Origin of the sequence: Streptomyces sp. NPDC005962, assembly GCF_040629205.1 — a bacterium.
Classification (GTDB): domain Bacteria; phylum Actinomycetota; class Actinomycetes; order Streptomycetales; family Streptomycetaceae; genus Streptomyces.
The window spans coordinates 333,367-357,815 of record NZ_JBEXVE010000005.1; the positions used below are offsets into that span (position 1 = coordinate 333,367).

21 protein-coding genes and 3 pseudogenes are annotated in these 24,449 nt (G+C 70.9%); 19 read left to right on the forward strand and 5 right to left on the reverse strand.

What is annotated here, in order from left to right; all coding sequences use genetic code 11:
* Positions 1-32 precede the first annotated feature (32 nt).
* Positions 33-566, forward strand: coding sequence for a YbjN domain-containing protein (locus ABZ370_RS11795; protein WP_358619266.1), 534 nt, complete (start codon positions 33-35; stop codon positions 564-566).
* Between the two features lie 186 nt (positions 567-752).
* The gene (locus tag ABZ370_RS11800) at positions 753-1,097 is read left to right on the forward strand and encodes an ATP-binding cassette domain-containing protein (protein WP_358619267.1); all 345 of its coding nucleotides are present in this window, start codon (positions 753-755) and stop codon (positions 1,095-1,097) included.
* A gap of 10 nt (positions 1,098-1,107) precedes the next feature.
* On the opposite strand, the gene ABZ370_RS11805 is transcribed toward ABZ370_RS11800, so the two are convergent.
* From ABZ370_RS11805 to ABZ370_RS11815, 3 genes and pseudogenes are all read right to left on the reverse strand, one after another.
* Positions 1,108-1,971, reverse strand: a complete 864-nt coding sequence (locus ABZ370_RS11805; protein ID WP_358619268.1) for an immunity 49 family protein — start codon at positions 1,969-1,971, stop codon at positions 1,108-1,110.
* Positions 1,968-4,766 carry a hypothetical protein gene (locus tag ABZ370_RS11810; protein WP_358619270.1) on the reverse strand — a complete coding sequence of 933 codons (2,799 nt, stop codon included), beginning with the start codon at positions 4,764-4,766 and terminating at the stop codon, positions 1,968-1,970. Before ABZ370_RS11810 ends, ABZ370_RS11805 begins: the two co-directional genes overlap by 4 nt.
* Before the next feature lie 306 nt (positions 4,767-5,072).
* Positions 5,073-5,363 (reverse strand): annotated as a pseudogene (locus ABZ370_RS11815) (aminotransferase class I/II-fold pyridoxal phosphate-dependent enzyme); the annotation flags it as partial.
* A 281-nt stretch (positions 5,364-5,644) separates the two neighbouring features.
* On the opposite strand from ABZ370_RS11815, the gene ABZ370_RS11820 reads away from it, so the two are divergent.
* A complete protein-coding gene (locus ABZ370_RS11820; RefSeq protein WP_358619271.1) occupies positions 5,645-6,751 on the forward strand; it encodes an aminotransferase class I/II-fold pyridoxal phosphate-dependent enzyme in 1,107 nt (368 codons plus the stop codon).
* 24 nt (positions 6,752-6,775) lie between these two features.
* Here the strand turns inward: ABZ370_RS11820 and ABZ370_RS11825 are convergent, their stop codons facing one another.
* Entirely contained in the window at positions 6,776-7,339 is a 564-nt protein-coding gene (locus ABZ370_RS11825; RefSeq protein WP_358619273.1) for a flavoprotein, read from the reverse strand.
* 137 nt (positions 7,340-7,476) lie between these two features.
* Here ABZ370_RS11825 and ABZ370_RS11830 point away from each other — a divergent pair, with 137 nt between their 5' ends.
* The gene (locus ABZ370_RS11830) at positions 7,477-8,661 is read left to right on the forward strand and encodes a helix-turn-helix transcriptional regulator (RefSeq protein WP_358619275.1); all 1,185 of its coding nucleotides are present in this window, start codon (positions 7,477-7,479) and stop codon (positions 8,659-8,661) included.
* Between the two features lie 789 nt (positions 8,662-9,450).
* Here ABZ370_RS11830 and ABZ370_RS11835 read toward each other — a convergent pair.
* Positions 9,451-9,707 (reverse strand): annotated as a pseudogene (locus tag ABZ370_RS11835) (winged helix-turn-helix domain-containing protein); the annotation flags it as partial.
* Between the two features lie 133 nt (positions 9,708-9,840).
* Between ABZ370_RS11835 and ABZ370_RS11840 the strand changes: the two are divergent.
* The 15 genes and pseudogenes from ABZ370_RS11840 to ABZ370_RS11910 all read left to right on the forward strand — a co-directional run bounded on the left by ABZ370_RS11840 (position 9,841) and on the right by ABZ370_RS11910 (position 24,394).
* The gene (locus ABZ370_RS11840; protein ID WP_358619277.1) at positions 9,841-10,140 is read left to right on the forward strand and encodes a hypothetical protein; all 300 of its coding nucleotides are present in this window, start codon (positions 9,841-9,843) and stop codon (positions 10,138-10,140) included.
* Between the two features lie 306 nt (positions 10,141-10,446).
* Entirely contained in the window at positions 10,447-10,998 is a 552-nt protein-coding gene (locus ABZ370_RS11845; protein ID WP_358619278.1) for a DUF2617 family protein, read from the forward strand.
* Positions 10,999-11,109: 111 nt separating this feature from the next.
* On the forward strand, positions 11,110-12,729 hold the full coding sequence (locus tag ABZ370_RS11850; protein ID WP_358619331.1) for a polyamine aminopropyltransferase: 1,620 nt from the start codon (positions 11,110-11,112) through the stop codon (positions 12,727-12,729).
* A 67-nt stretch (positions 12,730-12,796) separates the two neighbouring features.
* On the forward strand, positions 12,797-13,657 hold the full coding sequence (locus tag ABZ370_RS11855) for an SRPBCC domain-containing protein (protein WP_358619279.1): 861 nt from the start codon (positions 12,797-12,799) through the stop codon (positions 13,655-13,657).
* A 40-nt stretch (positions 13,658-13,697) separates the two neighbouring features.
* Complete coding sequence (locus ABZ370_RS11860) at positions 13,698-14,510, forward strand: aldose 1-epimerase (protein WP_358619280.1); 813 nt, start codon at positions 13,698-13,700, stop codon at positions 14,508-14,510.
* Between the two features lie 46 nt (positions 14,511-14,556).
* Entirely contained in the window at positions 14,557-15,096 is a 540-nt protein-coding gene (pyrE, locus tag ABZ370_RS11865; RefSeq protein ID WP_358619281.1) for an orotate phosphoribosyltransferase, read from the forward strand.
* 193 nt (positions 15,097-15,289) lie between these two features.
* A complete protein-coding gene (gene fbaA, locus ABZ370_RS11870) occupies positions 15,290-16,312 on the forward strand; it encodes a class II fructose-bisphosphate aldolase (RefSeq protein ID WP_358619283.1) in 1,023 nt (340 codons plus the stop codon).
* A gap of 118 nt (positions 16,313-16,430) precedes the next feature.
* The gene (locus ABZ370_RS11875) at positions 16,431-17,984 is read left to right on the forward strand and encodes a DHA2 family efflux MFS transporter permease subunit (protein WP_358619284.1); all 1,554 of its coding nucleotides are present in this window, start codon (positions 16,431-16,433) and stop codon (positions 17,982-17,984) included.
* 109 nt (positions 17,985-18,093) lie between these two features.
* Positions 18,094-18,507 carry a DUF3151 domain-containing protein gene (locus ABZ370_RS11880; RefSeq protein WP_358619285.1) on the forward strand — a complete coding sequence of 138 codons (414 nt, stop codon included), beginning with the start codon at positions 18,094-18,096 and terminating at the stop codon, positions 18,505-18,507.
* Between the two features lie 214 nt (positions 18,508-18,721).
* Positions 18,722-19,654 carry a tryptophan 2,3-dioxygenase family protein gene (locus ABZ370_RS11885; RefSeq protein WP_358619287.1) on the forward strand — a complete coding sequence of 311 codons (933 nt, stop codon included), beginning with the start codon at positions 18,722-18,724 and terminating at the stop codon, positions 19,652-19,654.
* Positions 19,647-20,906: a kynureninase gene (kynU, locus tag ABZ370_RS11890; RefSeq protein WP_358619288.1), complete on the forward strand. Its 1,260-nt coding sequence runs from the start codon at positions 19,647-19,649 to the stop codon at positions 20,904-20,906. Before ABZ370_RS11885 ends, kynU begins: the two co-directional genes overlap by 8 nt.
* Before the next feature lie 3 nt (positions 20,907-20,909).
* Positions 20,910-21,173 (forward strand): annotated as a pseudogene (locus ABZ370_RS11895) (alpha/beta hydrolase); the annotation flags it as partial.
* A gap of 258 nt (positions 21,174-21,431) precedes the next feature.
* Complete coding sequence (locus tag ABZ370_RS11900) at positions 21,432-22,271, forward strand: alpha/beta hydrolase (protein ID WP_358619333.1); 840 nt, start codon at positions 21,432-21,434, stop codon at positions 22,269-22,271.
* Positions 22,272-22,346: 75 nt separating this feature from the next.
* Entirely contained in the window at positions 22,347-23,717 is a 1,371-nt protein-coding gene (locus ABZ370_RS11905; protein WP_358619290.1) for a histidine kinase, read from the forward strand.
* Positions 23,714-24,394, forward strand: coding sequence for a response regulator transcription factor (locus ABZ370_RS11910; RefSeq protein WP_358619291.1), 681 nt, complete (start codon positions 23,714-23,716; stop codon positions 24,392-24,394). The genes ABZ370_RS11905 and ABZ370_RS11910 overlap by 4 nt, the downstream gene beginning before the upstream one ends.
* The last annotated feature ends 55 nt before the right edge of the window (positions 24,395-24,449 follow it).

Genomic DNA, 24,449 nt, shown 5'->3' on the forward strand with positions numbered 1-24,449 from the left:
GATGGCGGTATCCATACGAAGGGAAATCCACGGTGAGCATCGACCCGTCCTCGATTCCGAATTTCGGGGGCCAGCCCGAGCCCGAACAGGCGGGTGCGAGCGGCCCCGTGCTGCCCGACCAGGACCTGGTCAAGCAGCTGCTGGAGCAGATGGAGCTGAAGTACGTCGTCGACGACGAGGGAGACCTCGCGGCGCCGTGGGAGCAGTTCCGCACGTACTTCATGTTCCGTGGTGAGGAGGAGCAGCAGGTCTTCTCCGTCCGGACGTTCTACGACCGGCCGCACGGCATCGAACTGAAGCCGCAGCTGCTCGAGGTGATCGACGACTGGAACCGCCGCACCCTGTGGCCCAAGGTCTACAGCCACACCAATGACGACGGCACGGTCCGGTTGATCGGTGAGGCGCAGATGCTGATCGGCACCGGCGTCAGCCTGGAGCACTTCGTATCCAGCACGGTCAGCTGGGTGCGGGCTTCGATCGAGTTCGACCGCTGGCTGATCGAACAGCTCGGTCTGGAGACCGACGCCGAGTCCGGCGACGAGAAGCCGGGCGACGACGAGGCCTGACCCGGTCCGTTCGGCGTCATACGTCATACAGGCACAGCGACAACCAGAGCACGAGACCAGAGCACGAGAACCCGGCCAGCGCGCCGCCCGTCAGGACGACGGCGCGCCGCCGGGTTCTTGCCATGTCCGGGGCCGTTGCGGAACGTCCCCTGCCGGATAGCGACCGGATAGCGAGAGGGGCTGTATGTGAACGAGGGCGCCGGGAGACGAACGGATCGCCAGGGGCCGGACCGGGCCGTGCGGCTGACCGGGGTGACCAGGACATACGGCCGCGGCCGCGGTGGGGTGACGGCCCTGGACGACGTCACCGCGGAGTTGGCCTACGGCAGCTTCACCGCCGTCATGGGACCGTCCGGCTCCGGCAAGAGCACCTTTCTGCACTGCGCGTCCGGCCCCTACCCGTCCCTCCCAGCGCCCACCCTCGCCCTCATCGTGGGCGGCGCGGGCGCGCTCGCGCTCGTCACCGGAGTGCTGACAACCCGCATCGCCCTGCGGCAACGCCCGGCCACCGCACTGCGGGGCGGCGGATAGCGGTGGTCGGTCAGGTGTCGAACTCGCCCACCCGGCTCCGGTTCAGCAGGAAGACCGGCAGGTACTCCGATTCGACCTCGAGGGGGAAGTCGCCGTCGTAGGCGAGGCAGGTGATGGCCAGCGGGGCGATGGCCCACAGGCCGTCGACGTCCTTCTCGCGGTCCTCTGTCGCGGTCCAGTACGCCTTGTGCAGCTCAAGGGCTTCCGTGAGGGATTCGTTGAAACGGTCGTGGTCCCGCTTGATGAAGCGGTAGAAGAGATCGACCGGCGGGTACGAAATGCACCGGAGCCAGTCCTGCGGGGCGATTTCGACCACGTCGGGGTGCGAGCGCTCGAACGTCGCCGAGAGTTCCTCCACCAAGGCCGACTTCTGCCCCGTCCAGTACGCCTGCAAGGCCGCGACCCAGTGGTAGAGGTAGTCGTCGTGCTCGGCCCCGGAAGCGCGCAGCACCTCCATCGGCACCTCGGACAGCTCGGTCAGCCGCTGCCGGTCGCGGCAGATGATGGCGAACCAGAAGGCGTCGAGCCACGCGGCGGCGTTGGCGAAGGGCCGGGGACCCATGGCCGGCAAGGTCCGCATCTCGTGATGGATACGGCACTCCAGCGTGCCCTCGGTGGCGCTCACGACCCGGAAGACCGCCGAGCCCACCTGCATCGCGTTGACGACCGCTTCCCAGGTGTCGATGTGGGAGCCCTTGGGGTCGATCGTGGCGCGGCCCATGACGCACGTCTGCACCGAGTTCCACAGGGCGTCGATCATCCCCGGGCTCTGCTCCAGAGAATCGATCTCCTCGATCGTGCTCTCGACGAGCCAGCTCGCATAGCCCTCGTCATCAGGGCCGGGGGCGCCATGGCGGGGAATGGTCACGGTCACGAGGGCTCCCTGATATCGAACTTCTGCATGGTGTAACCAGTGTACTTTCCGGGGTTGTCCTGGCCCTTGACGACGACATAATCGAGGCGGCCTTCGTCGAGGGCCTTGCGCAGCTCGGTGGCGAGATGCCCTTCGCTGTGATACTCACGACGCCGCTTTTTCATCTCTTTGAGAATGTCAAGGAAGTACTCGCGCGAACCCTGGGAGTGCCTGATGCCTTTGACGCGACGTTCGCCCAGAGGTGTGTCGACATGGCTTTTTGCCTCGACGACGATGTACCGATCGCCTTCCTTGTAGACCTGGTCGAACTGGTCCTTTCCGTTCTTCGGCCCGTGCAGGGTGAATTCATCGGCATTCGGGTAATGCTGAGGAATCGCATGTTCGCGCGCTATCGCCTCGCCGTAGGCTTCATTTGCCTTGGTGGCTGTGGCGTGCGGTTCCCTGTGCCTTTCGGCGGCCTCGTCGAGGAGGGCCTTCAACTCGTCCGTCCCGTGCAGCTTGTATGCCTTCCTGGCATCTCCGTGCGCAGTGTGGAATGGCCGGTCCGCGGCATTGGCCTGGCGACGTGCGTCGGCAAGATCATTGAGATTCTCTCGCGTCGCGGTGTCGGCCGACTTGGGGCCCTCTTGGTGTGGAATGTCATCGAGGTATTCCGGCTTGAGCGGCGGCGCGAGATCCGATTTCGGCTTCCAGCTGCCATCCGCCATCTTGACGAGCTGTGGAGGCACGAGGTTCGTCCCGTCGGCGCGATCGACGTCGATCCGGTAACCGGTCTTCTTGTAGTACTCCTTGCGGTACGCGAGGTCGTTGTTCGCGCGCTCGACCTGGTAGTGCATGATCGACTGGCGCTCTGCGGCGGTGTACGTGTGCGGATTCCGGGGCTCGGGCACTCCGTGGTCGGCCCAGGTGGTGCCGTGGGGAGGGCCGCCGATGTCGGCGCGGCCGCCGCCCTGGTGCGGAATGCCCGGGCCGTTACCGATGCCGCCCGCCGGGGGCCCGGCGTGTCCGCCGCCCGGTGTGACGTCCGTGTGCCCGCCGCCGCCCGGTGTGACGTCGGCGTGGCTGCCACCGGTCGCCACGTTGTCCGCGGCACCGGTACCCGGGGTGTAGGGCGTACCTCCGCTGTCCGGAGTGTTGTGGCTGGCGTGCGGCATGTTGTCCGCCGAGCCGCCCACCGGGTGCGTCGCGCCGCTTCCAGGAGTGTTGTCGCCCGCACGGCCGCCGGGGATGTCGTCGCCCGCGCGGCCGATGTTGTCGGCGTCGTTGCCCAGGCGGATGTGGGCGGCGTTGTCGGCGGTGCGGGCGCCGACCCCGACCAGGGCTGGTTCCTTGACGGGGTTGTCGACGTGGGGCACGTTCGCGTCGGAGGCCGGGTTGGTGTTCGGGGAGGGTTCATTGCGGGCGTTGTCGATGCTGTCCAGGACGTTGCCGTGTTCGTCGAGGAAGTTGCCGTCCAGGTCGTAGTACCGGGCGGGGTCGCCCGGGGCGGTGGGTAGCTTGGTGGTGCCTTCCGGGAGCGCGGGTGCGTCGTCGGGCAGTTTGATGGTGCCGTCGGGGAGCTTGGCCGCGCCGTCGGGGATGGCTGCTCCCTCGGGGAGCTGGGCGGTGCCGTCGGGGAGTTTGACGGTGCCCTCGGGGAGCTCGATCGTGCCGTCGGGGAGTTTGGGGATCTCGATGGCCTGGATGCCTTTGAGTCCCTTGGCGATGTCGCCGATTTTGGACAGTCCGGCTCCGGCGCCCTTGGCGACGTAGGTCATGGGGTCGATGACGCGGCCGACTTTGCCGGTCGCGGAGAGGACTTTGGCGATGGCGCCGGCCTTACCGGCTCCGGCGGCGGCGCCGCCTGCTCCGCCGGTGAAGACGGTGGTGACGACGTTGAAGGTGACGGCTCCGGCGGCGCGGCCGGGGTTCTTGCCCCATTCGTCCCAGGCGACGAGCGCTTTGCCGGTCTGTTTCATGGTGTTGCGGGAGTCGCGGAGCCAGGAGGGGAGCTGGTCGTCGGATGCGGACCAGAAGGCTTCCCTGGCTCCGGGGATGGTGCTGATGGCGAGGCCGGTGCCGAGTTGGGCGAGGCCTTTCCAGGCTTTGCCCATGGCGTCCCAGCCGCCGCAGCCGACGAGGGTGCCCAGGCCCTTGATGGTTCCCCAGACGCCGTCGACGATGACGCCGTCCCAGACGAACGATTTGACCCAGTGGCCGATTTCCCAGGCGTGGTGCTTCTCTTCGACCGGGTCGCCCCAGGGGAGCTTGGCGTTCTTGAGGTCGTCGGCGGCGAAGCCGTATTGGTTTTTGCGGTCTGATCCGTCGCCGGCGACCATCTGGGTGCCGCCGAAGAGGGCGGTGATCTTGTTGTGGCAGGTGCGTTCCGCTGCCCAGAAGGCGGCGACGGTACTGGTGATGTCGTCGCGGAGCTGGTTGTGTTCGTCGACCTTGTCGCCGTCGTATTCCCAGTCGTCGTCGTCTTTGTTGTCGTTGACGAACGTGGTCGCGTCGGCTTTGAGCTGGGTCAGCTTGGTGACCAGGGGCCGGATCTCGGTGGCGTACTCCGACAGGGCGGAGGAGACCTTGCCCAGGTCGTCGGCGAAGCCGTCGGCCCGGTCCTTGACCGGCTTCGTGGACGCGAAGAGCCGCTCGGCCTCAGGCGCCTTGTAGTAGGCGGACAGGCCCTGGAAGTGGGTGTGGACATCCGCGCCGGTGTCGCGGATGTGCCCGGCATCGGTCTTCAGGTTGCCGTGGGCCTTTTCCAGCAGTTCCAGGTTGCCGGTGTACTGGGGAATTTCCTCCGGCTTGATCATCCGACCCGCACCCCCGGTATCTCCGGGCCGGGGCCCGACGCGCGCCGTGCCGCGCTGCCGGGCCTCCCCGTGCCCTCACCTGTCGTCCTCGTCCTGCCCGAGACGCCCCGTGGCCTCGGATCCCAGCCCGTCATGTGCTCGCTCACACCCGCCCCGTCCGCTGGTGAAGATCCTGGTCGCATGGACCGCATCAACGGATCCATGGTCACCGGTCCCGCGTCACGAGGCGACCAGCACGGCCATTTTGTGACACACGCATGACAGCGGTGGCCCCTGCATGCGGCCTGATGGCAGCCCCTTCGCGGATCACAGCCGCTTGAGGCGGGTTGTCGCCTTCTTGAGGACGTCCTCGCGCTTGCAGAAGGCGAAGCGGACGAAGGGGGCGCCCTGGGGCTGGTGGTCGTAGAAGACGGCGTTCGGGACGGCTACGACGCCGCAGCGTTCGGGGAGGGCGCGGCAGAAGGCGAAGCCGTCGGTCTCGCCGAGGGGGCGGATGTCGGTGGTGATGAAGTACGTGCCCGAGGGGCGGAAGACCGTGAAGCCCGCGTCGGTGAGGCCGTCGGCCAGGAGGTCGCGCTTGGCGCGAAGGTCGTCGCGGCCGTGACCAGCTCGGGAGTGGCGGTGACCCAGGTCAACCCCTGTTCGCACACATCTTGCGCATGCCCTCTGACCTCCGGTGATGGCTTGGCGCTGGTCACCAGAGGTCCGGTGCCCGGCCGTCTGCGCCTATCGTGAGGGTCGAACCTCCTGGACGGACGCACGGGAAGCAGGGGCGCATGGGGACGAGCGGGACGGCCGATGCACGCGGCATGGTGGGTACGGCGGACTGGGCTCCTGCGGCGCGGGTGCGGGGCATGGGAACGTCGATCTTCACGGAGATGACCGAGCTGGCCCGCCGTACGGGGGCGGTGAACCTCGGGCAGGGTGTACCGGAACTCGGCAGCCCTGAGACCTTGCTCAAGGGCGTCGTCGTAGCGGTGATATCGGGTAACAACCAGTACCCGCCCGCTGCCGGTTTCCCGGCGCTGCGTGAGGCTGTCGCGGAACATCAACTGCGCCGGTACGGCCTCGACTACCGCCCGCAAGGTGAGGTGCTGATCACTACGGGCGCGACGGAAGCGCTCGCTGCGGCTCTGCTGGCGCTCTGCGATCCGGGTGACGAGGTCCTGGCCTTCGACCCCTGCTACGACGCGTATGCGGCGGATGCTCGGCTGGCTGGCGCTCGGTTGGTAGCCGTGCCGCTGGTGGGCGACGGTGACGGCTTCGTCCTTGACGCCGACGCGCTGCGCGAGGCTGTGACGACGCGGACGCGGGTCCTGTTGCTGAATACGCCGCACAATCCCACGGGCAAGGTGTTCACGGCCGATGAGCTGGCCTTGATCGCCGAGGTGGCGCGGGAGCACTCGCTGACGGTCGTCACGGATGAGGTGTACGAACACCTGGTGTACAACGGCCTGGACCACCTCCCGATTGCCTCGCTGCCCGGCATGAGGGAGCGGACGCTGACGATCTCCTCGGCGGGCAAGACGTTCAGCGTCACGGGGTGGAAGATCGGTTGGGTTTCCGGTCCGGCTCCGCTGGTCGCTGCGGTCGCTGCGGCAAAGCAGTTCCTCACCTACGCGTCGGGGACGCCGTATCAGGAGGCGCTGGCCCATGCCCTCGGCTCGGTGGAGGAGTGGGCCGGGACCCTGCGCGAGACCCTGCGGCACAACCGGGACCTTCTGAGCGACGGCCTGACTCGGGCCGGACTGCGCCCGTACCGGGCGGATGCCGGGTACTTCCTCCAAGCGGACGTACGGCCGTGGGGCTACGCGGACGGCGTGACGTTCTGCCGTGAACTGCCGGAACGGGCAGGCGTGGTGGCCATTCCGACATCGGCCTTCTACCAGAGCGCTGACGCTCCGGAGTGGCTCGTCAGGTTCTCCTTCTGCAAGCGGGAGGACTCGATCCGTACGGCTGTGGAAAAGTTGCTCGCTGCGTGCTGAGGTTTCGCCTCTGCCAACCCCTGTTCATGCCCGCCTGGGGGCGCGGGCACTGAGGGCTGACGCAGCCGCCTCAAGGGCCAGGTGCCACGGGTAGTTCTCCGGTCGGCCCTGGCCCGGCTTGTTGGGTACGAATCCGCCTTCCCCGTACAGCACGCGCACTCCCATCGCGCGCAGCGTGGCAACGCTGGTGTCGAACTGCGTGTGCTGGACGTAGGCGGCGTTGACGCACGGCATGGCCACGGTGGGGATGCCCTTGCCGATGGCCTCGGCCACGAATCCCACGATGAACTTCTCGGTGATCCCCAGGGCCCACTGGTTGATCGTGTTGAAGGTGGCGGGTGCCAGGACCGCGGCATCCGCGGGTGGCCATGCGTCGGGCTCTCGGGGCAGCTTGTACTGGCTGCGCACCGGGTGCCCGGTCAGTTCCTCCAATGCTGGCAGCTCGTCGTCAAGCCAGCGTGCGGCCGTAGGGGTCAATCCGAGGCAGACATCCCAGTCGGCCGCCTGCGCTCGTTCGATGACGCCAGCGATGTTCAGGACAGGCGGGGCGGCGCTTCCGAACAGGTAGAGGACACGGTTCGCGGTCATGCGTGCAGTCCACCGTGCGCCACCCTCCGTCCGCAAACCCCGCGCGCTCGGGGTTGAGATCGTCGTTCACCGTCTTCTGCCGTGACCGAGCGGGTAGCGTCTCCGTTGAGTGAGTGAGTGACGACAGGGAGGCATGTGTGTCGCTCCCCGACGACGAGCACCCGGGCGCTCGGATCGCACATCACCGGAAACGGTCTGGGCTGACTCAGCGTGGGTTGGCTCAGAAGATCCCTTACTCATACAGCCTCCTGACCCAGGTTGAATCCGGGCACAAGCCAGCCAGCCCCGACCTGGTGGCCGCTGTGGCGAGAGCGCTGTGCATCGATGTCACCGCGCTGACCGGCCAGCCCTACGTCACCGAGCTGCAGCAGGACCGGTTGGCGGCGCTGGTCCGCCCGATCCGTGAAGCCCTCGACCTTTACGACCTGGGGGCCGATCCGGCGATCAAGCCGCGTCCCACTCCTCAGCTCATCGCCGCTGCTCAGACTCTGTGTGATCAGGTCCGGGCCACGAAGCTCCATGACGCTGCTCTTCATCTCCCCGGCACGATGGCGGAGATCACCACAGCCGCGTATCAGACGCCGTCGTCCGAGTTGTGGGCCGCTTTGTCGAGTACCTACCGCACTGCGCATGACCTGGCCGTGAAGCTGGGCTATTACGACTTGTCCACCGTGGCTCTGGACCGTATGGACTGGGCCGCGTCCCGGGCTTCCGACCCGTTGCTGTCAGCTGTGCGCCAGTACATGCGTGCCCTGGTCTACTTCCGAGAGGGCGAGTACACCATCGGACGGCGACTCGTCGCATCCGGACAGGGGCTGTTGGGGCAAGCTCCGCAGACGCGAGAGCGGCAAGCCGTCGCCGGACAGCTTCACCTCGGGGCAAGCATCATCGCTGCCCGTGCCGAGGACGAAGGCGCGGTGGCGACCCACCTCGCAGAGGCGAAGTCCTACGCGGATCGGGTGGGTGAGGCCACGGACGTGCACTGGCTGTCCTTTGGCCCCACGAACGTCAGGCTGCACGCCGTATCTGCTCATGTCGAGATGCGTCACTACGGCGAGGCCCTGCGAGAGGCCGCGAAGGTGCGGATACCACAGGACTGGCCTGCATCCCGCGCCGCTCATTTCTACGTGGACCAGGCACGGGCTCAGATGGAGGCGGGCCGTACCGAAGCGGCCTTGAAGTCCATCGTCACCGCACGCAAACTGGCTCCGCAGCAGACGCGGTATCACTCAGGAGCACGAGAGACCATCAGGAGCCTGATCCACCTGTCCCGGCGTACTCCGGACACCCTCGATCATCTGGCCGTCTGGGTGGGTCTCTAGCACTTTCACCGAAGTAGCCCCCGGCTTTCACTCAACTGTGAAAGTTGGGGGCTTCGCATGTCACCAGCATGAATACTCAGCCGGTTTACACCGCCACAGGACCCCGGCGACGCGGGCATGCGCCCCGGGGCGTGGCCAACCTGAGGAAGCAGGTCGACATGCGGAACTGTATCGGCAGGATCTTCGAACCGTTGAGGAGAGTGCTACGACCCGGCCAGGGACGCCATCGCACGGTCAAGACAAGCTCACCGGTGGTCTGCGGGGATGCCCCGACTTTGCGTATGCCGCGTGTGTACCAGGTGTCGGCTCAGCCGACTTTGCGCGGGGAAGAGGTCAGCCTCGATCGAGGCGCTGCGTGATGTGCTCCGGATCGCTGAAAGTCGCGGCAGGCGCCTTGGCCTCGCCGAAGAGGACGACGGATCGGATCAAGAGAGTGAGGCGGGCGGATGAGTGATAGGCCGGAAGGCTGGCAAGTCGGTCCCGTACCGGGGCGTGGTCTGCGCCGTAGGGAAGACGGTCTCCTTGAACTGCCGCTTCACGTCATCCGCCCTGGTCGCGCGTCCCTGGCTTCGCTGGTGCTGACGATGGCTGAGGCAGAGCAGTTGCACGCCGCCTTGTGCTATGCGCTCGGCGACGAGCCTGCCCCGGCAAACGCTCCGGAGTGCCGAAAGCCGGTCCGTTACCCGGGTGGGCGACAGCAGTACTGAGGTCGGCTCGGTCGCAACAACCGAATAAGCAAACACCGGACCACCCCCTTGCCTGGACAGCTCATGGGGTGGTCCGGCTGGGGATCGACGGTGCGGGGAGGGCGCGAACGTAGCTGCCCTTGCCGGGATGACCTCGATGAGTCCTTTGGGGCGGAGTGCGGCGATGGCCTTGCGGACGGTGGGGCGGCTGACCTTGTAGCGCTCGATGAACTGGGTGTCTGAGGGGAGCGGGGCTCCGGGCTTGTACTCGCCTGCCACGATGCCGCTGCGGATTTCGGCGGCAACCTGCTGGCAATGCGGCCAGCCGGTGGTTGAGCAGCGGTCGTCCCATGGGCCCATCCTCCGTCGAACCTCTGGACTTCCTCAACTCGGCTTTTGAGGGGGACAAAGCCGGGCAGGAGCCCGGCAGACACGACAGAGCGGTACCTCGCTACGGGGGCTCGCTACGGGGGATGGAAGGAGTGAGGACCCCATGGGTTTTGTCATCGTGTTCGTCGTCGTGGTCTTCGCGGTCGCGGCGGTGGCGGCGCTGAGCGCCGGGAAGGCCAGGAAGCGGACCGGCCGTCGCCGGGGGGCGTACGGGGCGGGGTCGTCCGGAGCGGCCGGTGGTGGCTGGTGGCTCGGCAGTGGTGGTTCGAGCGGCGGCGGCTGCGGTGGTGGCGGGGGCCATCACGGCGGTGGTGGCTGCGGTGGTGGTAGCGGCTGCGGCGGCGGAGGGGGCTGCGGCGGTGGTGGCGGCGGCGGTGGCGGTGGCTGCGGGGGCGGCGCCTGAGCCGTGTCCGTAGGGGGAACCGCTCTCGGGGGAGCCGGGAGAACCCGCGGAACCGCTTCGCCCATGCGCCCGGCGCGCCAACGTGCGCCGGGCGCATGCGTGTTGAACACTTGAGCTGGGGACCGCCCTAGAGGGTGGAAACCCGGCGAAGGTGGGTAAAAACGATGTGGTGCCGACCATTTCATGATTCCGTATACCACCGCCCTACGGACCCCACGTGGGCACGAGCCGGCGTATCCGCATGCCCCTGGACCACCGCGGGGCGAGCCGGTCCACCTTTCCCCTGCGTGCTTGCGGAGCCGACCCATGCTCACAACCCTCACGACTGCCTACACCGACACCCGCGCCGACGACCTGGCCTGGGCCCTGGGGCGGGAACCGCTTCCGGCCCTGGCCGTGCTCGACCTCCGACTTCACGGTTTCGCAGTGCAGTTGAGGCTTCTCGGGGCCTCGCACCAAGTCCTCCTCGAAGCGGAGGACGGGCGCTGCTCGGAGACCGTGGCCTGTATGTCCGGCAGCCGCACCCCGCTTCCGCTGGGGGTTTCCACCCTCGTCGACGGCCGTGAGTACGAATTCGCGGCGCGCGTCGAGGAGTTGTCCAAGGGGTCGTTCGCCGGGCGGGCGCAGGAGTTACTCGCCCTGGTCGCCGACCATCCGCACGGTCTGGCCGGGACGTTCCCCGGCAGCCCGCACGCGTTCACCGCGCTGCTCGCGCAGTGCCACGAGGGCACGGTGGGGTGGCGTACCTGGCACGCGTACCCGCAGGAAGGGCGGCTGGTCACCACCCGTACCTGCCTGGGGGCGACGTCCATACCGATGCGGCTCCGGCCGCCCGCCGCTCCGGTGTCCTCCCGCTGATCCGGTGTGCGGATGATGCGGTGTACGGATGAGCGGCCGCCAGTACACCCTTGTGGGTGACCAAGCGTGGGTGTTTTGTAACGTAGCGTTCCGTTCGTGACCGAATTCCCGATGCCCGTGCCGGAGTCCGAGAGTCCGGTGCGGCTGCCCGTGCGGGCCGGGTTCGGCCGCTTCCTCATCCTCGTCACCGTCTTCGTCTGCGCCGCCTGCGGGCTGGTCTACGAGCTCGAACTCGTCGCCCTCGCCTCCTACTTGGTGGGTGATTCGGTCACCCAGGCCTCCGTCGTCCTGTCGGTGATGGTCTTCGCCATGGGCGTCGGCTCCCTGCTGGCCAAGCGGCTGCGGTGCCGCGCCGCGGTCGGGTTCGGCGCCGTCGAGGCGGTGCTCGCGCTGCTCGGGGGCTGCTCCGCGATGGCCCTGTACGCGTGCTTCGCGTGGTGGGGGCAGTCGCGTTCCGCGCTGGTCGGGTTCTCGTTCGCGATCGGTGTGCTCATCGGCGCCGAGGTGCCGCTGCTGATGACGCTCATCCAGCGGGTGCGGCGGCAGGACCCGAGCGGCGCGGTCGCCGATCTGTTCGCCGCCGACTATGTGGGCGCGCTGGTCGGCGGGCTCGCCTTCCCATTTCTGCTGCTGCCCGCGTTCGGCCAGCTGACCGGCGCGCTGGTGACCGGCGCGGTCAACGCGGTCGCGGGCGGGGCGCTGGTGCTGTGGCTGTTCCGCCGCGATCTGAGCGCACGGTCCCGGTGGGCGCTGATCGTCGTCAACGCCCTGGTGCTGGCCCTGCTGGCCGCGGGCGCCGTCCTCACCCCGTCCTTCGAACGGGCCGCCCGGCAGGCCGTGTACGGGCCGGAGGTGCGCGTCGCGCTGCGCACCGGGGTCCAGGAGGTCGTGCTCACCGGCGGCCGGACCCGCGGGCGGCCGCTGTCGCTGTTCCTCGACGGGCGGCTGGAGGTCAGCGGGCACGACGAACTGCGCTACCACGAGGCGCTGATCCACCCGGCGATGGCGGCCGGACCGCACCGCCGGGTCCTGGTGCTGGGCGGCGGCGACGGGCTCGCCGCCCGCGAGGTCCTGCGGTACGGCGGGGTCCGGTCGGTGACCGTCGTCGAACGCGACCCCGGGGTGGTGCGGCTGGCCCGCCGCGACCCCGGGCTCTCCGCCCTCAACGCGGGCGCCTACCGCGATCCGCGGGTGCGGGTGGTCACCGCGGACGCCTTCGACTGGCTGCGCCGGAGCGCCGCGTACGACGTCGTGGTGTGCGATCTGCCCGAGCCCGGGCTCACACCGAGCACCAAGCTGTACTCCCAGGAGTTCTACGGCCTGGCCGAGCGGGTGCTGGCCCCCGGCGGACGGCTCGCCGTGCACGCGGGGGAGGCGGGCCCGCAGCCCCGCGCGTACTGGACGGTCGACGCGACGATGCGGTCGGTGGGGCTGCGGACGGTGCCGTACGTGGTGGCGGCGCGCCCGGCGCGCCCCGCGCGTGGCGGTGCGGCGGCCGACGGGCCGACCGGCATTGGGCCGACCGGCATTGGGCCGACCGGCGACGGGCCGCGCGACTGGGGCTTCCTGCTCGCGGCCCGCACCCCGGTCCGGCTGGCACTCGCCCCCCACGGCCCCCGCCCGCGCTCGCTCACCCCGGCCGGTCTGGACGCGGCGCGGCGCGCGGCCGAACGGAGCCGGGAGCGGCATCTGCCGCCGTCGACCCTCATGCACCCCCGCTACGGCGACTGATACGTCGAGGGCGAAAGTTGCGTGGGAACGGGTCTCAGCGAACGCGCGATGGGTAGTGTCTTGACCTATGGAGCATGAGGTGTTCGTTCCGTTTCCCGTCGACACCGTCCGGCAGGCGCTCTCGGAGCCCGACCGCATCGCCCGTTGCGTCCCCGGGCTCCAGCAGGATGCTGATGAGGACGCGGGTCCGCTCGCCGGGCGGCTGCGGCTGCGCATCGGCGGATCGACCATCACCTACCGCGGCTCGCTGCGCATCACCGAGCGCGGCGGTGGCGTGGAGGTCGAGGGCGAGGGCGCCGAGGCGCGGGGCGGCGGCTCGGTGAAGCTCGCGCTGACCGTGACGCCCCGGGCGGTGGACGGCGGCGGTACGGGGCTGCTCTGCTCCGGGACCGTGCGCTGCGAGGGGCGGCTCGCCGAGTTCGACGCGCACGCGACCGAGACGGTGGCCCGCAGGATGCTGGACCGCTTCGGGGCGGCGCTGGCGTCCGGGCTGGAGGCGTCCCCGATCACCCCGCCCGCCGATCACGACCCCCTCGCCGAGGCGGAGCTGCCGCTGCGCGGCGACGACACCGACGACGCTGACGACACCGGTCAGGCCGAAAGTGTCGAGGAGGCCGAGGACGTCGACGTGGACGACATCGGCGACCTCGACGACGTCGACCAGATCGACGACATCAGCGCCCTCGCCGAACTGGGCGGGCTGGACGACGACGAGCCCCCGGCCGAGGCCGCGCACGCCCGCCGCACCATGATCGGCCGCTCGACCGAGGAGGTCGACCACGCCCCGCCCCGCGGCCGCTACGCCCCCGTACCGGCGCCCGAGGCCGGGTCCACGAGTGCGGCGCTGCGCTGGGCCGCGCCCGCCGCGGCCGTGGTGCTCGCGTCGGCCGTCGTCGTCGGACGGCGGGTCCTGCGCCGCCGCCGCTGATCGGTCGCCGCTGCCGAGCGGCGGCGCATAGGGTCGTGGCGTGACCGAAGAGACAACGGAGACCAAGGGCGTCCGGCTCACCGCCGGGGACGCCGAGCTGACCGTTTCGCCCGACAGCGGCTGCCGTATCGGCTCGCTGCGCATCGGCGGTACGGAGCTGCTGCGGCAGGGTCCGCGGTACGGGGCCTTTCCGATGGTGCCCTGGTGCGGCCGGGTCGAGCTGGGCCGGTTCCGCGACGGCGGCCGGAGCCATCAGCTGCCCGTCAACTCCCCGCCGCACGCGATCCACGGCACCGGCCGGGACCTCGCCTGGCGCACGGTCCGCACCGCACCGGACAGCGCGGCCTTCACCTACGAGCTCGCCGACCCCTGGCCGTACGAGGGCCGGGTCACCCAGCACTTCGACCTGACCGCGGACGCGCTGACCGTCACCATGAGCGTGGAGACGGACGGCGACTCCTTCCCGGCGCAGGCCGGATGGCACCCGTGGTTCCTGCGAAACCTGGGCGAGGGCGGCGCCGAGGTCGAGCTGTCCTTCACCGCGGAATGGCAGGAGGAGCGCGGCGAGAACCACCTCCCCACCGGAAACCGCGTCCCGCCGCGCCCCGGCCCGTGGGACGACTGCTTCGGCATGCCGGACGGCGTGGACGTGACCCTGACCTGGCCGGAGCGGCTCGAACTCAAGGTCACCAGCCGCAGCGAATGGGTCGTGATCTACGACGAGCAGCGGGAGGCGGTGTGCGTCGAGCCGCAGTCCGGGCCGCCCAACGGGCTGAACACCCTTCCCCGCCTGGTCACGCCCATCGAGCCGCTGGAGATGTCCATGAAGTGGAGCTGGCGCGAGCTGGCGTGAGGCACGGGCGTGAGGCACGGCGAGGACACCGCCTAAGCTCGTGCGCATGAGCGAAGCGCGTGACGCCCTGCGGCAGCAGATCAAGGACAAGGCCGTGGTCCACGGCAAGGTGACCCTCTCCTCCGGCAAGGAGGCCGATTACTACATCGACCTGCGCCGGATCACCCTGGACGCCGAGGCCGCGCCCCTGGTCGGGCAGGTCATGCTCGACGCCACGGCCGACCTGGACTTCGACGCGGTGGGCGGTCTGACCCTGGGCGCCGACCCGGTGGCCACGTCCATGCTGCACACCGCTGCCGCGCGGGGCCGCCGCCTCGACGCGTTCGTCGTCCGCAAGGCGCAGAAGACCCACGGTCTGCAGCGGCGGATCGAGGGCCCGGACATCGCCGGTCGGCGGGTGCTGGTGGTCGAGGACACCTCCACCACCGGCGGCTCGCCGCTGACCGCCGTCGAGGCGGCGCGTGAGGCGGGCGCCGAGGTCGTCGCGGTCGCCACGATCGTCGAGCGCGGGGCCGCGCCCGCGATCGCGGACGCCGGGCTGCGTTACGTACCGGCGTACTCGCTCGCCGACCTCGGCCTGAGCTGACCTGGGATTATTCGGGGGAGGTTTCACGTGAAACATCGCACCCCCCGTCCGTGTGGTCCCCGCGTGCGCCGGGTGGAGCAAACGGCGGAGTCTGGGAAGATGGCCCCGACGATGACGTCGCCGCAGGATTCCGCACGACATTCCCCTAGGTCAGGGCCAAGAACCTCACCCGCACATCACAAGGAGCGGACAGATGCCCATCGCATCCCCTGAGATCTACAACGAGATGCTTGACCGGGCGAAGGCAGGCAAGTTCGCCTACCCGGCGATCAACGTGACCTCGACGCAGACGCTGCACGCCGCGCTGCGGGGCTTCGCCGAGGCGGAAAGCGACGGCATCGTCCAGATCTCCACCGGTGGTGCCGAGTTCCTGGGTGGCCAGTACAGCAAGGACATGGTGTCCGGCGCGGTCGCGCTCGCCGAGTTCGCGCACGTCGTCGCCAAGAAGTACCCGGTCAACATCGCGCTGCACACCGACCACTGCCCGAAGGACAAGCTGGACGGCTATGTCCGTCCGCTGCTCGCGGTCTCCCAGGAGCGCGTCGCCGCCGGGCAGAACCCGCTGTTCCAGTCCCACATGTGGGACGGCTCCGCCGAGACGCTGGACGACAACCTGCGCATCGCGCAGGAGCTGCTGGCCGAGGCGGTCAAGGCCAAGATCATCCTTGAGGTCGAGATCACCCCGACCGGCGGCGAGGAGGACGGCGTCTCGCACGAGATCAACGACGAGCTGTACACCACCGTCGCGGACGTCGAGCGGACGGCCGAGGCGCTGGGCCTGGGCGAGAAGGGCCGCTACCTGCTGGCCGCCTCCTTCGGCAACGTCCACGGCGTCTACAAGCCGGGCAACGTCGTGCTGCGCCCTGAGCTGCTGCGTCAGCTGCAGGACGGCCTCGCCGCGAAGTCCGGCAAGACCGACCCGTTCGACTTCGTCTTCCACGGCGGCTCCGGCTCCTCGGAGCAGGAGATCCTCACGGCGCTGGAGAACGGCGTGGTGAAGATGAACCTCGACACCGACACCCAGTACGCCTTCACCCGGCCGATCGCGGACCACATGTTCCGCAACTACGACGGGGTGCTGAAGGTCGACGGCGAGGTCGGCGACAAGAAGACCTACGACCCGCGCAGCTGGGGCAAGTCGGCCGAGAAGGGCATGGCCGAGCGCGTCACGCAGGCCTGCGCGAACCTGCGCTCCACCGGCACCAAGCTGAAGTAACCGGCGCCGTTCGGTTCCGTTCCGGGCCCGGGCCCCCGCCTCCGCGGCGGGGTCCCGGGCCCGCGCGGTTTCTGTCCGTGGGCTGGCCGCCCGCGGGGGAGGCGGGGATGATCCTGGTATGGCTGACAGCGCGCCTCCCGACGCGGTACGGCTGTCCAGTGCCGCCGGGCGGTGGGTCGTGCTCACCACCGTGCTGGGGTCCGCGATGGCGCTCCTCGACAGCACCGTGGTCAACGTCGCCCTGCCGCGCATCGGCCTCGATCTCGGCGCCGATCTCGGCGTCCTCCAGTGGACCGTCAACGCCTACATGGTCACCCTCGCCGGGCTCATCCTGCTCGGCGGGGCGCTCGGCGACCGCTTCGGGCGGCGGCGGGTGTTCGTCGTCGGGGTCGTGTGGTTCGCGCTCGCGTCCCTGCTGTGCGGGATGGCGCCGAGCGCCGGGGTGCTCATCGGCGCCCGCGCGCTCCAGGGCGTCGGCGGGGCGCTGCTCACCCCCGGTTCGCTGGCGCTGATCCAGTCGGTCATCCACCCCGACGACCGGGCCCGGGCGGTCGGGCTGTGGTCCGGTTTCGGCGGGGTGGGGGCGGCGATCGGGCCGTTCGTCGGGGGCTGGCTGGTGGACGGTCCGGGCTGGCGCTGGGTGTTCTTCCTCAACGTGCCGCTGGCGGCCGTGTGCGTACCCGTCGCGCTGCGGCACGTACCGGAGTCCCGCGATCCGCGGGCGCACGGCCGCTTCGACGTCCTGGGCGCGGTGCTCGGCGCGCTCGCGCTCGGCCTGGTGACGTACGCGCTGATCGCCGCGCCGCAGCGGGGCGCCTCGCTCTCCGTGGTGCTGCCGGCGGTGGGCGGGCTGCTGGCGGGGGTGGCCTTCGTCTACACGGAGCGGGTCCGCCCCGAGCCGATGCTGCCGCTCACCCTCTTCTCGTCCCGCCAGTTCACCGCCGTGAACGCGGTGACGCTGTGCGTCTACGCGGCCTTCGGCGGCTTCTTCTTCCTGGTCGTGCTGAACCTCCAGGTGGTCGTCGGCTACTCCGCGCTGGTCGCCGGGACCGCGCTGATGCCGACGACCCTGCTGATGCTGCTGCTGTCGGCCCGCTCCGGCGAGCTGGGCAAGCGCATCGGCCCGCGCATCCCGCTGACCGTCGGCCCGCTGCTGTGCGCGGCGGGGATGCTGCTGATGACCCGGGCCGGGGTGGGGGCCGTCTACTGGCGGGACGTGCTGCCCGCGCTGGTGGTGATGGGGCTGGGCATGGTGGTGCTCGTCGCCCCGCTCACCGCGACCGTCCTGGCCTCGGTGGACGTCGGCCGGGCGGGCCTGGCCAGCGGCATCAACAACGCGGCGGCGCGGGCGGCGGGACTGGTCGCGGTGGCGGCGCTGCCGCTGCTGGCGGGCATGGGCCCGGAGGCGTACCGCTCGGCGGACCGGTTCTCGGACTCCTTCCGGCGGGCGATGCCGATCTGCGCGGCGGTGCTGGTGGTGGGCGCGCTCATCGCCTGGCGCACGGTGCGGGCGGACGCGCTGGAGCGAGTCGGGGGCGCGGAGCCCGAGCCCGGGGAGCCTGGGGAAGAGGCGGCGGAGGAGCGTCCCTGCCGTCCCGAGTGCGCGTATCACTGCGGGGTGGGCGCCCCGCCGCTGGACCCGGGGGAACGCCCGCGCAAGCGCCGCGCTTGAGCCGTCGGCTGATGCGTCGGCCTGTATCGGCCCGTGTCGGCCGGTGTCGTGTGGCCGGAGGTTGGTGTGGGGCGGCGGGCAGGGCGGGTGGTCCGGCAGACTGGAACCCATGGCCATTCACGAGAATCTGCTCGGGGGACCGCCCCCGACCCATCTGCCCGACGACCCCGAGCCGCGAGAACTGCTCGCGTCCGGTGCGGCTCCCACCGAGGTCGCCGCGAAGTACCCGGCCTCCTCGCTCGCCTGGGCCCAGCTCGCCGACGAGGCGTTCGAGAACGGCCGGGTGGTCGAGTCGTACGCGTACGCCCGCACCGGCTACCACCGTGGACTGGACTCGCTGCGGCGCAGTGGCTGGAAGGGCCACGGTCCTGTCCCCTTCGAGCACGAACCGAACCGCGGTTTCCTGCGCGCCCTGCACGCGCTCGCCCGCGCCGCGCAGTCCATCGGCGAGCAGGAGGAGTACGAGCGCTGCGCGTCGTTCCTGCGTGAGAGCTCCCCGACCGCGGCGGACACGCTCTCCTGACCTCTCCCGGGGTGTGGGCCTGCCGGTGGCGCTTTCGCGCCGGCAGGCCCTTTTCGCGCTCGTGTGCCCGTGCGGAGCGCACTTGCGGGCGGCGCGCGCGGCACGCATGATGCGGGCAGGGGCCACTGAGGTGGCCTCTGAGGGGACCGGGGCTCCGAGACCGAAGGGATGGGGCGGACCGCTACCCGGTGGCGAGCAGTACTCAGGAGATGCGATGTCGCAGCAGCCTGCCCCGAAATCCGCCCCCGACGAAGCCGACCTGTCCGGCGGCACCGTCCTGACCGGAGGCGCCCCGTCCGATGGCACTCTGCCCGGCGGCGCCCCGTCCGAGGGTGAGCCGGAAGCGCCCCATCTGGACTTCCAGGGCACGACCCCGTACGAGGACTACGTCCGGGCGTCCGTCCTCACCCACCTCCAGCACCCGCTCTCCGACGACCCCGGCGAGATGGTCTTCCTGGTCACCACCCAGGTCATGGAGCTGTGGTTCACCGTCATCGTCCACGAGTGGCACACCGCCGCGCAGGCGCTGCGCGAGGACGACCTGCCCACCGCGCTGGCGGCGCTGCGGCGCTCCACCTACGAGCTGGAGTCGCTCAACGCGTCCTGGAAGCCGCTCGCGCACCTCACGCCCGGCCAGTTCAACGCGTACCGCTCCGCGCTCGGCGACGGCTCCGGCTTCCAGTCCGCGATGTACCGGAGGCTGGAGTTCCTGCTCGGCGAGAAGTCGGCGTCCATGCTGGTCCCGCACCGGGGCGCGCCGCGCGAGTACGCGGAGCTGGAGAAGGCGCTGACCGAGCCGAGCCTGTACGACGAGGTGCTGCGCTTCCTGGCCCGCCGCGGCCACGCCATACCCGCCGCCGCGCTGGACCGCGATCCCACCCGCCGGTACGAACCGGACCCCGGGGTGGAACGGGTGTGGCAGGAGATCTACTCCGGCCGGGGCGAGGACGAGCTGATCCGGCTCGGCGAGGGGCTGACCGAGGTCGCCGAACTGGTGTGGCGCTGGCGCAACGACCATCTGGTGGCCACCCGGCGGGCGATGGGCGCCAAGACCGGAACCGGCGGCTCCGCCGGGGTCGCCTGGCTGGAGAAGCGCGCCGCGAAGAACGTCTTCCCCGAGCTGTGGACGGCGCGCAGCCATGTCTGACGCGACGCTCTCCACGGAGCTGACGGACGAGGCCGCCGCGCTCGACGCGGCCGATGAGCTCCGCGCCAAGCGCGACGCCTTCGCCCTTGAAGACGACACCGGCGCCGACACCGTCTATCTGGACGGCAATTCGCTCGGCGCGCTGCCCCGCGCCGTCCCCGCCCGGCTGGCCGACGTCGTGGCCCGCGAATGGGGGCAGATGCGCATCCGCTCCTGGGAGGAGAGCGGCTGGTGGACCGCCCCCGAGCGGATCGGCGACCGCGTGGGGCGGATCGTCGGGGCCGCCCCCGGCCAGGTGGTGGTGTCCGACTCGACCAGCGTGAACGTCTTCAAAGCGGTCGTCGCCGCGGTACGCATCGCCCAGGAGCGCGGCGCCCACCGCGACCAGATCGTGGTGGACGAGTCGACCTTCCCCACCGACGGCTACATCGCCGAATCCGCCGCCCGCATGACCGGCTGCACCGTACGGGCCGTGGCGGCAGGCGACGTACCGACCGCGGTCGGGCCGCGCACCGCCGTCGCGCTCGTCAACCACGTCGACTACCGGACCGGCCGCCTCCAGGACCTGCCCGGCACGACGGCCGCCGTGCAGGCGGCCGGGGCCCTCGTCGTATGGGACCTGTGCCACAGCGCGGGCGCGCTGCCGGTGGGGCTCGACGCGCACGGGGTCGACCTCGCCGTCGGCTGCACGTACAAGTACCTCAACGGCGGCCCCGGCGCGCCCGCCTACCTGTACGTGGCGCGGGAGCACCAGCCGCGCTTCGACTCCCCGCTCCCCGGCTGGAACTCCCACGCCGACCCCTTCGGCATGACCCCCGCCTACACCCCCGCCGACGGTGCGGTACGCGGCCGCGTCGGCACCCCCGACATCCTCTCCATGCTCGCGCTGGAAGCCGCGCTGGAGGTGTGGGACGACGTCCCGGTCGAGGCCGTACGGGCCAAGAGCCTGGCCCTGACGGACTTCTTCCTGCGGTGCGTCGAGGAGTACGTCCCGGCCGGACGCGTCCAGTCCGTCACCCCGGCCGCCCACGCGGAACGCGGCAGCCAGATCGCGCTGCGCTGCGCCGACGCGGGCCCGGCGATGGCCGAGCTGATCCGGCGCGGCGTCGTCGGCGACTTCCGCCGCCCCGACGTCCTGCGCTTCGGCTTCACCCCGCTCTACACCGGCTTCGCCGAGGTGGAGCGAGCGGCCCGGGTGCTGGCCGAGGTGCTGGCCGACCTGCGGGGCGAGGTACGGGGCGAGGTGGGCTGACCGATGCGCCATGACGCGGCCGCCGAGGAGGCGTCGCTCTTCGGCCACCCCTTGGTGGCGCCCGATGCGACGGCCGCGTACGGCGAACACCCGGACCAGGTGGTGGACTTCCACCTCCCCCACGCCCCGGCGGACCCGGCCCCGCTGGTCGTCCTCTTCCACGGCGGCGCCTGGCGAGCCCCCTACGACCGCCACCACCTCTCCCCCCTCGCCGCCTACCTGACGAAACGCGGCTTCGCGGTAGCCCTCCCCGAATACCGCCGCGGCCCCGCCACCGCAGGAAGCCCCACGGAGGCACCACCCGCCGAGCCCGCCGCCGCCGAACGCCTCGGCCAGGTCCCACAGGGCACGGACGGCGACCCTGCCGGGGACGGGAGGGATGGCGCAGCCGCTGCGCGCGGCGCCGCCGAGAGCCCGTGCACCGCGCAGAGGGAGCTCGGGGCAGAGCGCAACAGCGGGGAGTCCGCGCCGGGCGGCCATGGCGGCGGCCCGGCGGCTTCCGGCGGCGGCGATGCCGCGGGCGGGATGGGTGGCGCGGGGGCGTCGGCCGCTGGGCGCGGCGTCGCCGACGGCTCGCGCGTCGCGCAGGGGCAGCCCGGCGCAGAGCCCGGCACCGCCGCTGCGGGCAGCGATGCGGGGGCGTCGCCCGCCGGGCGTGGCGCCGCCGAAGGCCCGCGCGCCGCGCAGGACCTCCACGGCCGGGAGGCCGCGACGGGCGGCAGCGCGGGGCTGGACCGTGGCGGTGCGGCGGGCGGGGAGGACCGGGAGCACCCGCCAGGGGTGCGGCACCTGGCGGGACGGTGGCCGGAGACCTTTGACGACATCGCCGCCGTCGTGGACCGGGTGCCGCGGCTCGTGCGGGAGCTGGGGCTCGACGGGGTCGACGCCGAGCGCGTCGTGCTCGCCGGGCACTCCGCGGGCGGGCATGCCGCGCTGTGGGCGGCGGCCCGGCACCGTCTGCCGCCGCACGCCCGGTGGCATCTGCCCGCCCCTCCCCGCGTGAGCGGCGTCGTCGCGCTCGCCCCGATCGCGGATCTCACCGCCGCCCGCGCGCTGCGGGTGTGCTCCGACGCCGTCGACCAGCTGCTCGGTGACCGGCTCGCGGCGCGGCTGCCGCTCGCCGATCCCGCCGCGCTGCTGCCCACCGGCGTGCCGACCGTCCTCGTGCAGGGCGGTACGGACGTCGACGTTCCGCCGCAGGTCGCGGACTCCTTCGCGGTGGCCGGGGCGGTCGCCGGGCAGCCGCCGCGGGTGGTGCGCATCGCCGACGTCGGGCACTTCCCGCTGATCGACCCGGCCACCGCCGCCGCCCGCACGGTCGCCGACGAGATCGCCCGGCTCACCGCGGGATCATCACCCTCGTAGTACTTGAGAGGGACGTCCGACAATCACCATCTGTGGGGACGACGTCGAGCCGCACCGCTCCCTACGGTGTGTGACGTGACCCAGACGATTCCGCGGACCGAACTCCGCATCGCCCGCAGCGCGCTGTCCGGCCTGCGGCAGGATTTGATCAAGGACGCCTTCGCCATCCGTCCGCTGCCGCCGCTGAGTTCCGGGCATCCGCTGATGCGCCGGGCCCCGGAGCGGGCCCGGCGATACGTGGGCTGGCTGCCGCATGCCGCGCTCTCGGCCTGCGCGTTCTACGTCATGGCACAGTCGGTCATCCTGGTGCCCGACGACATGAGCCTGGTCCTGGCCCTGCTGAGCGGGGTGCCGCTGCTGCTGACGATGTTCCGGCCGGTCGGCGCCTGGTGGCTGTCGTTCGGGGCGAGCGCCGCGTCGGGGCTGGGGCTGCTGGGTCTGGATCAGATGGTGGGCTGGCCGTGGCCCATTCCGCTGGCCATCTCGCACGTCCTGGTGATGGTGGTGACGGCGGCCCGGACGCGTCCCCGGGCGGCCGCCGAGATATGGCTGCTCACGGCCCTTCTCGCGGCTGCCGCCGAGTACTTCGACGCCGACAGCCGGTACACCTCGGACTCCGTCCAGGTGCTGTTCGTCTCCGGGCTGGTGCTCTGCGCCGTCGTCACCGGGCACACCCTTGGCGAGAGCAAGCGGCGGATCGCGGTGCAGGAGTCGGTGACCGTCGAGGAGCGTTCCCGCCGCACCACTCTGGAGGAGCGCGCGACCATCGCGCGGGAGCTGCACGACGTCGTCGCGCACCATATGTCCGTCATCGCGATTCAGGCGGAGGCGGCCCCGTACCGGGTGGAGAACCCGCCCGAGGAGTTGACCAAGAGCTTCGCGACCATCCGCGAGAACGCGGTGAGCGCGCTCACCGAGCTGCGCCGGGTCCTCGGAGTGGTGCGGGCGGACGACAGCGATACGGACACCGACCCCGAGGCGCCGCAGCCCACGCTGGCCACGCTCGACAGCCTGTTCGTGGGGGTGCGGGCGGCGGGCCTGGCGGTCGACCACGTGACGACGGGCGCGGTGCGCCCACTGCCGCAGGGCGTGGAGCTGTCCGCGTACCGCATCGTGCAGGAGGCGCTGAGCAACGCGCTGCGCCATGCCCCGGGTTCGACCGCGCGCGTCGAGGTGGCGTACGTGCTCGGCGGCCTCGGGCTGCGCGTCGTCAACGGGCCGCCCACCAAGGCGGTGCCGCCCTCGCCGGGCATGGGGCACGGGCTGCTCGGCATGCGGGAGCGGGTCACGATGCTGAACGGGGAGATACGGGCCGGGGCGAGGGAGGAGGACGGCGGCTACGAGGTCACCGTCTTCATCCCGGCCCCCGAAGCGGCGCCGCCCGAGACGGCCCATGAGACGGCGCCCCCGGAGGCTCCCGCAGCGGCGGCGGTGCCGGAAGCATGACGAACATCCGCGTGCTGATCGTCGACGATCAGATGATGGTCCGCGAGGGCTTCTCCGTGCTGCTGGGCGCCCAGCCGGATATCGAGGTCGTCGGGGAGGCGGTCGACGGCCGCGAGGCGATCGCCCAGGTCGCGGCGCTGCGCCCGGATGTGGTCCTGATGGACATCCGGATGCCCGTGCTGAACGGGCTGGAGGCGACGCGGGAGATCGTGGCAGCGGACGCCGACGCCAAGGTCCTGGTGCTGACCACCTTCGACCTCGACGAGTACGTCTACCAGGCGCTCCGCGCCGGGGCGAGCGGCTTCCTGCTCAAGGACGCCTCGGCCCGTCAGCTCGGCGAGGCGGTGCGGGTGGTGGCAGAGGGGGAGGCGCTGCTGGCACCCTCCGTCACCAAGCGGCTCATCGCGACGTTCTCGCAGATCGGCGAGTCCGTCCTGCTCGGCGAGGGGCGGCCGGGCCCGCAGGAGCGGCTGGACGAGCTGACCGAGCGGGAGAACGAGGTGCTGGTGCTGGTCGCGCGGGGCCGGTCCAACGCGGAGATCGCGGAGCATCTGGTGGTGGCCGAGTCCACGGTGAAGACCCATGTGAGCCGGATTCTGGTGAAGCTCGGACTGCGGGACCGCACCCAGGCCGCCGTCTTCGCGTACGAGGCACGGCTCGTGACCCCGGGAGGCTGACCACAAGCTGAACCACAGGAAGCTGAACCACAACAAGCCGACTACTCGGGCAACC

What these genes read in the sequence shown, in the direction of transcription:
- ABZ370_RS11885 (WP_358619287.1), top strand. Translation starts at nt 18,722, where the DNA reads ATGTCGCAGCAGCCTGCCCCGAAATCCGCCCCCGACGAAGCCGACCTG.
- kynU (WP_358619288.1), top strand. Translation starts at nt 19,647, where the DNA reads ATGTCTGACGCGACGCTCTCCACGGAGCTGACGGACGAGGCCGCCGCG.
- ABZ370_RS11820 (WP_358619271.1), top strand. Translation starts at nt 5,645, where the DNA reads ATGACCGAGCTGGCCCGCCGTACGGGGGCGGTGAACCTCGGGCAGGGT.
- ABZ370_RS11845 (WP_358619278.1), top strand. Translation starts at nt 10,447, where the DNA reads ATGCTCACAACCCTCACGACTGCCTACACCGACACCCGCGCCGACGAC.
- ABZ370_RS11880 (WP_358619285.1), top strand. Translation starts at nt 18,094, where the DNA reads ATGGCCATTCACGAGAATCTGCTCGGGGGACCGCCCCCGACCCATCTG.
- ABZ370_RS11900 (WP_358619333.1), top strand. Translation starts at nt 21,432, where the DNA reads ATGGGTGGCGCGGGGGCGTCGGCCGCTGGGCGCGGCGTCGCCGACGGC.
- ABZ370_RS11810 (WP_358619270.1), bottom strand. Translation starts at nt 4,766, where the DNA reads ATGATCAAGCCGGAGGAAATTCCCCAGTACACCGGCAACCTGGAACTG.
- ABZ370_RS11855 (WP_358619279.1), top strand. Translation starts at nt 12,797, where the DNA reads ATGGAGCATGAGGTGTTCGTTCCGTTTCCCGTCGACACCGTCCGGCAG.
- ABZ370_RS11850 (WP_358619331.1), top strand. Translation starts at nt 11,110, where the DNA reads ATGCCCGTGCCGGAGTCCGAGAGTCCGGTGCGGCTGCCCGTGCGGGCC.
- pyrE (WP_358619281.1), top strand. Translation starts at nt 14,557, where the DNA reads ATGAGCGAAGCGCGTGACGCCCTGCGGCAGCAGATCAAGGACAAGGCC.
- ABZ370_RS11875 (WP_358619284.1), top strand. Translation starts at nt 16,431, where the DNA reads ATGGCTGACAGCGCGCCTCCCGACGCGGTACGGCTGTCCAGTGCCGCC.
- fbaA (WP_358619283.1), top strand. Translation starts at nt 15,290, where the DNA reads ATGCCCATCGCATCCCCTGAGATCTACAACGAGATGCTTGACCGGGCG.
- ABZ370_RS11910 (WP_358619291.1), top strand. Translation starts at nt 23,714, where the DNA reads ATGACGAACATCCGCGTGCTGATCGTCGACGATCAGATGATGGTCCGC.
- ABZ370_RS11840 (WP_358619277.1), top strand. Translation starts at nt 9,841, where the DNA reads ATGGGTTTTGTCATCGTGTTCGTCGTCGTGGTCTTCGCGGTCGCGGCG.
- ABZ370_RS11825 (WP_358619273.1), bottom strand. Translation starts at nt 7,339, where the DNA reads ATGACCGCGAACCGTGTCCTCTACCTGTTCGGAAGCGCCGCCCCGCCT.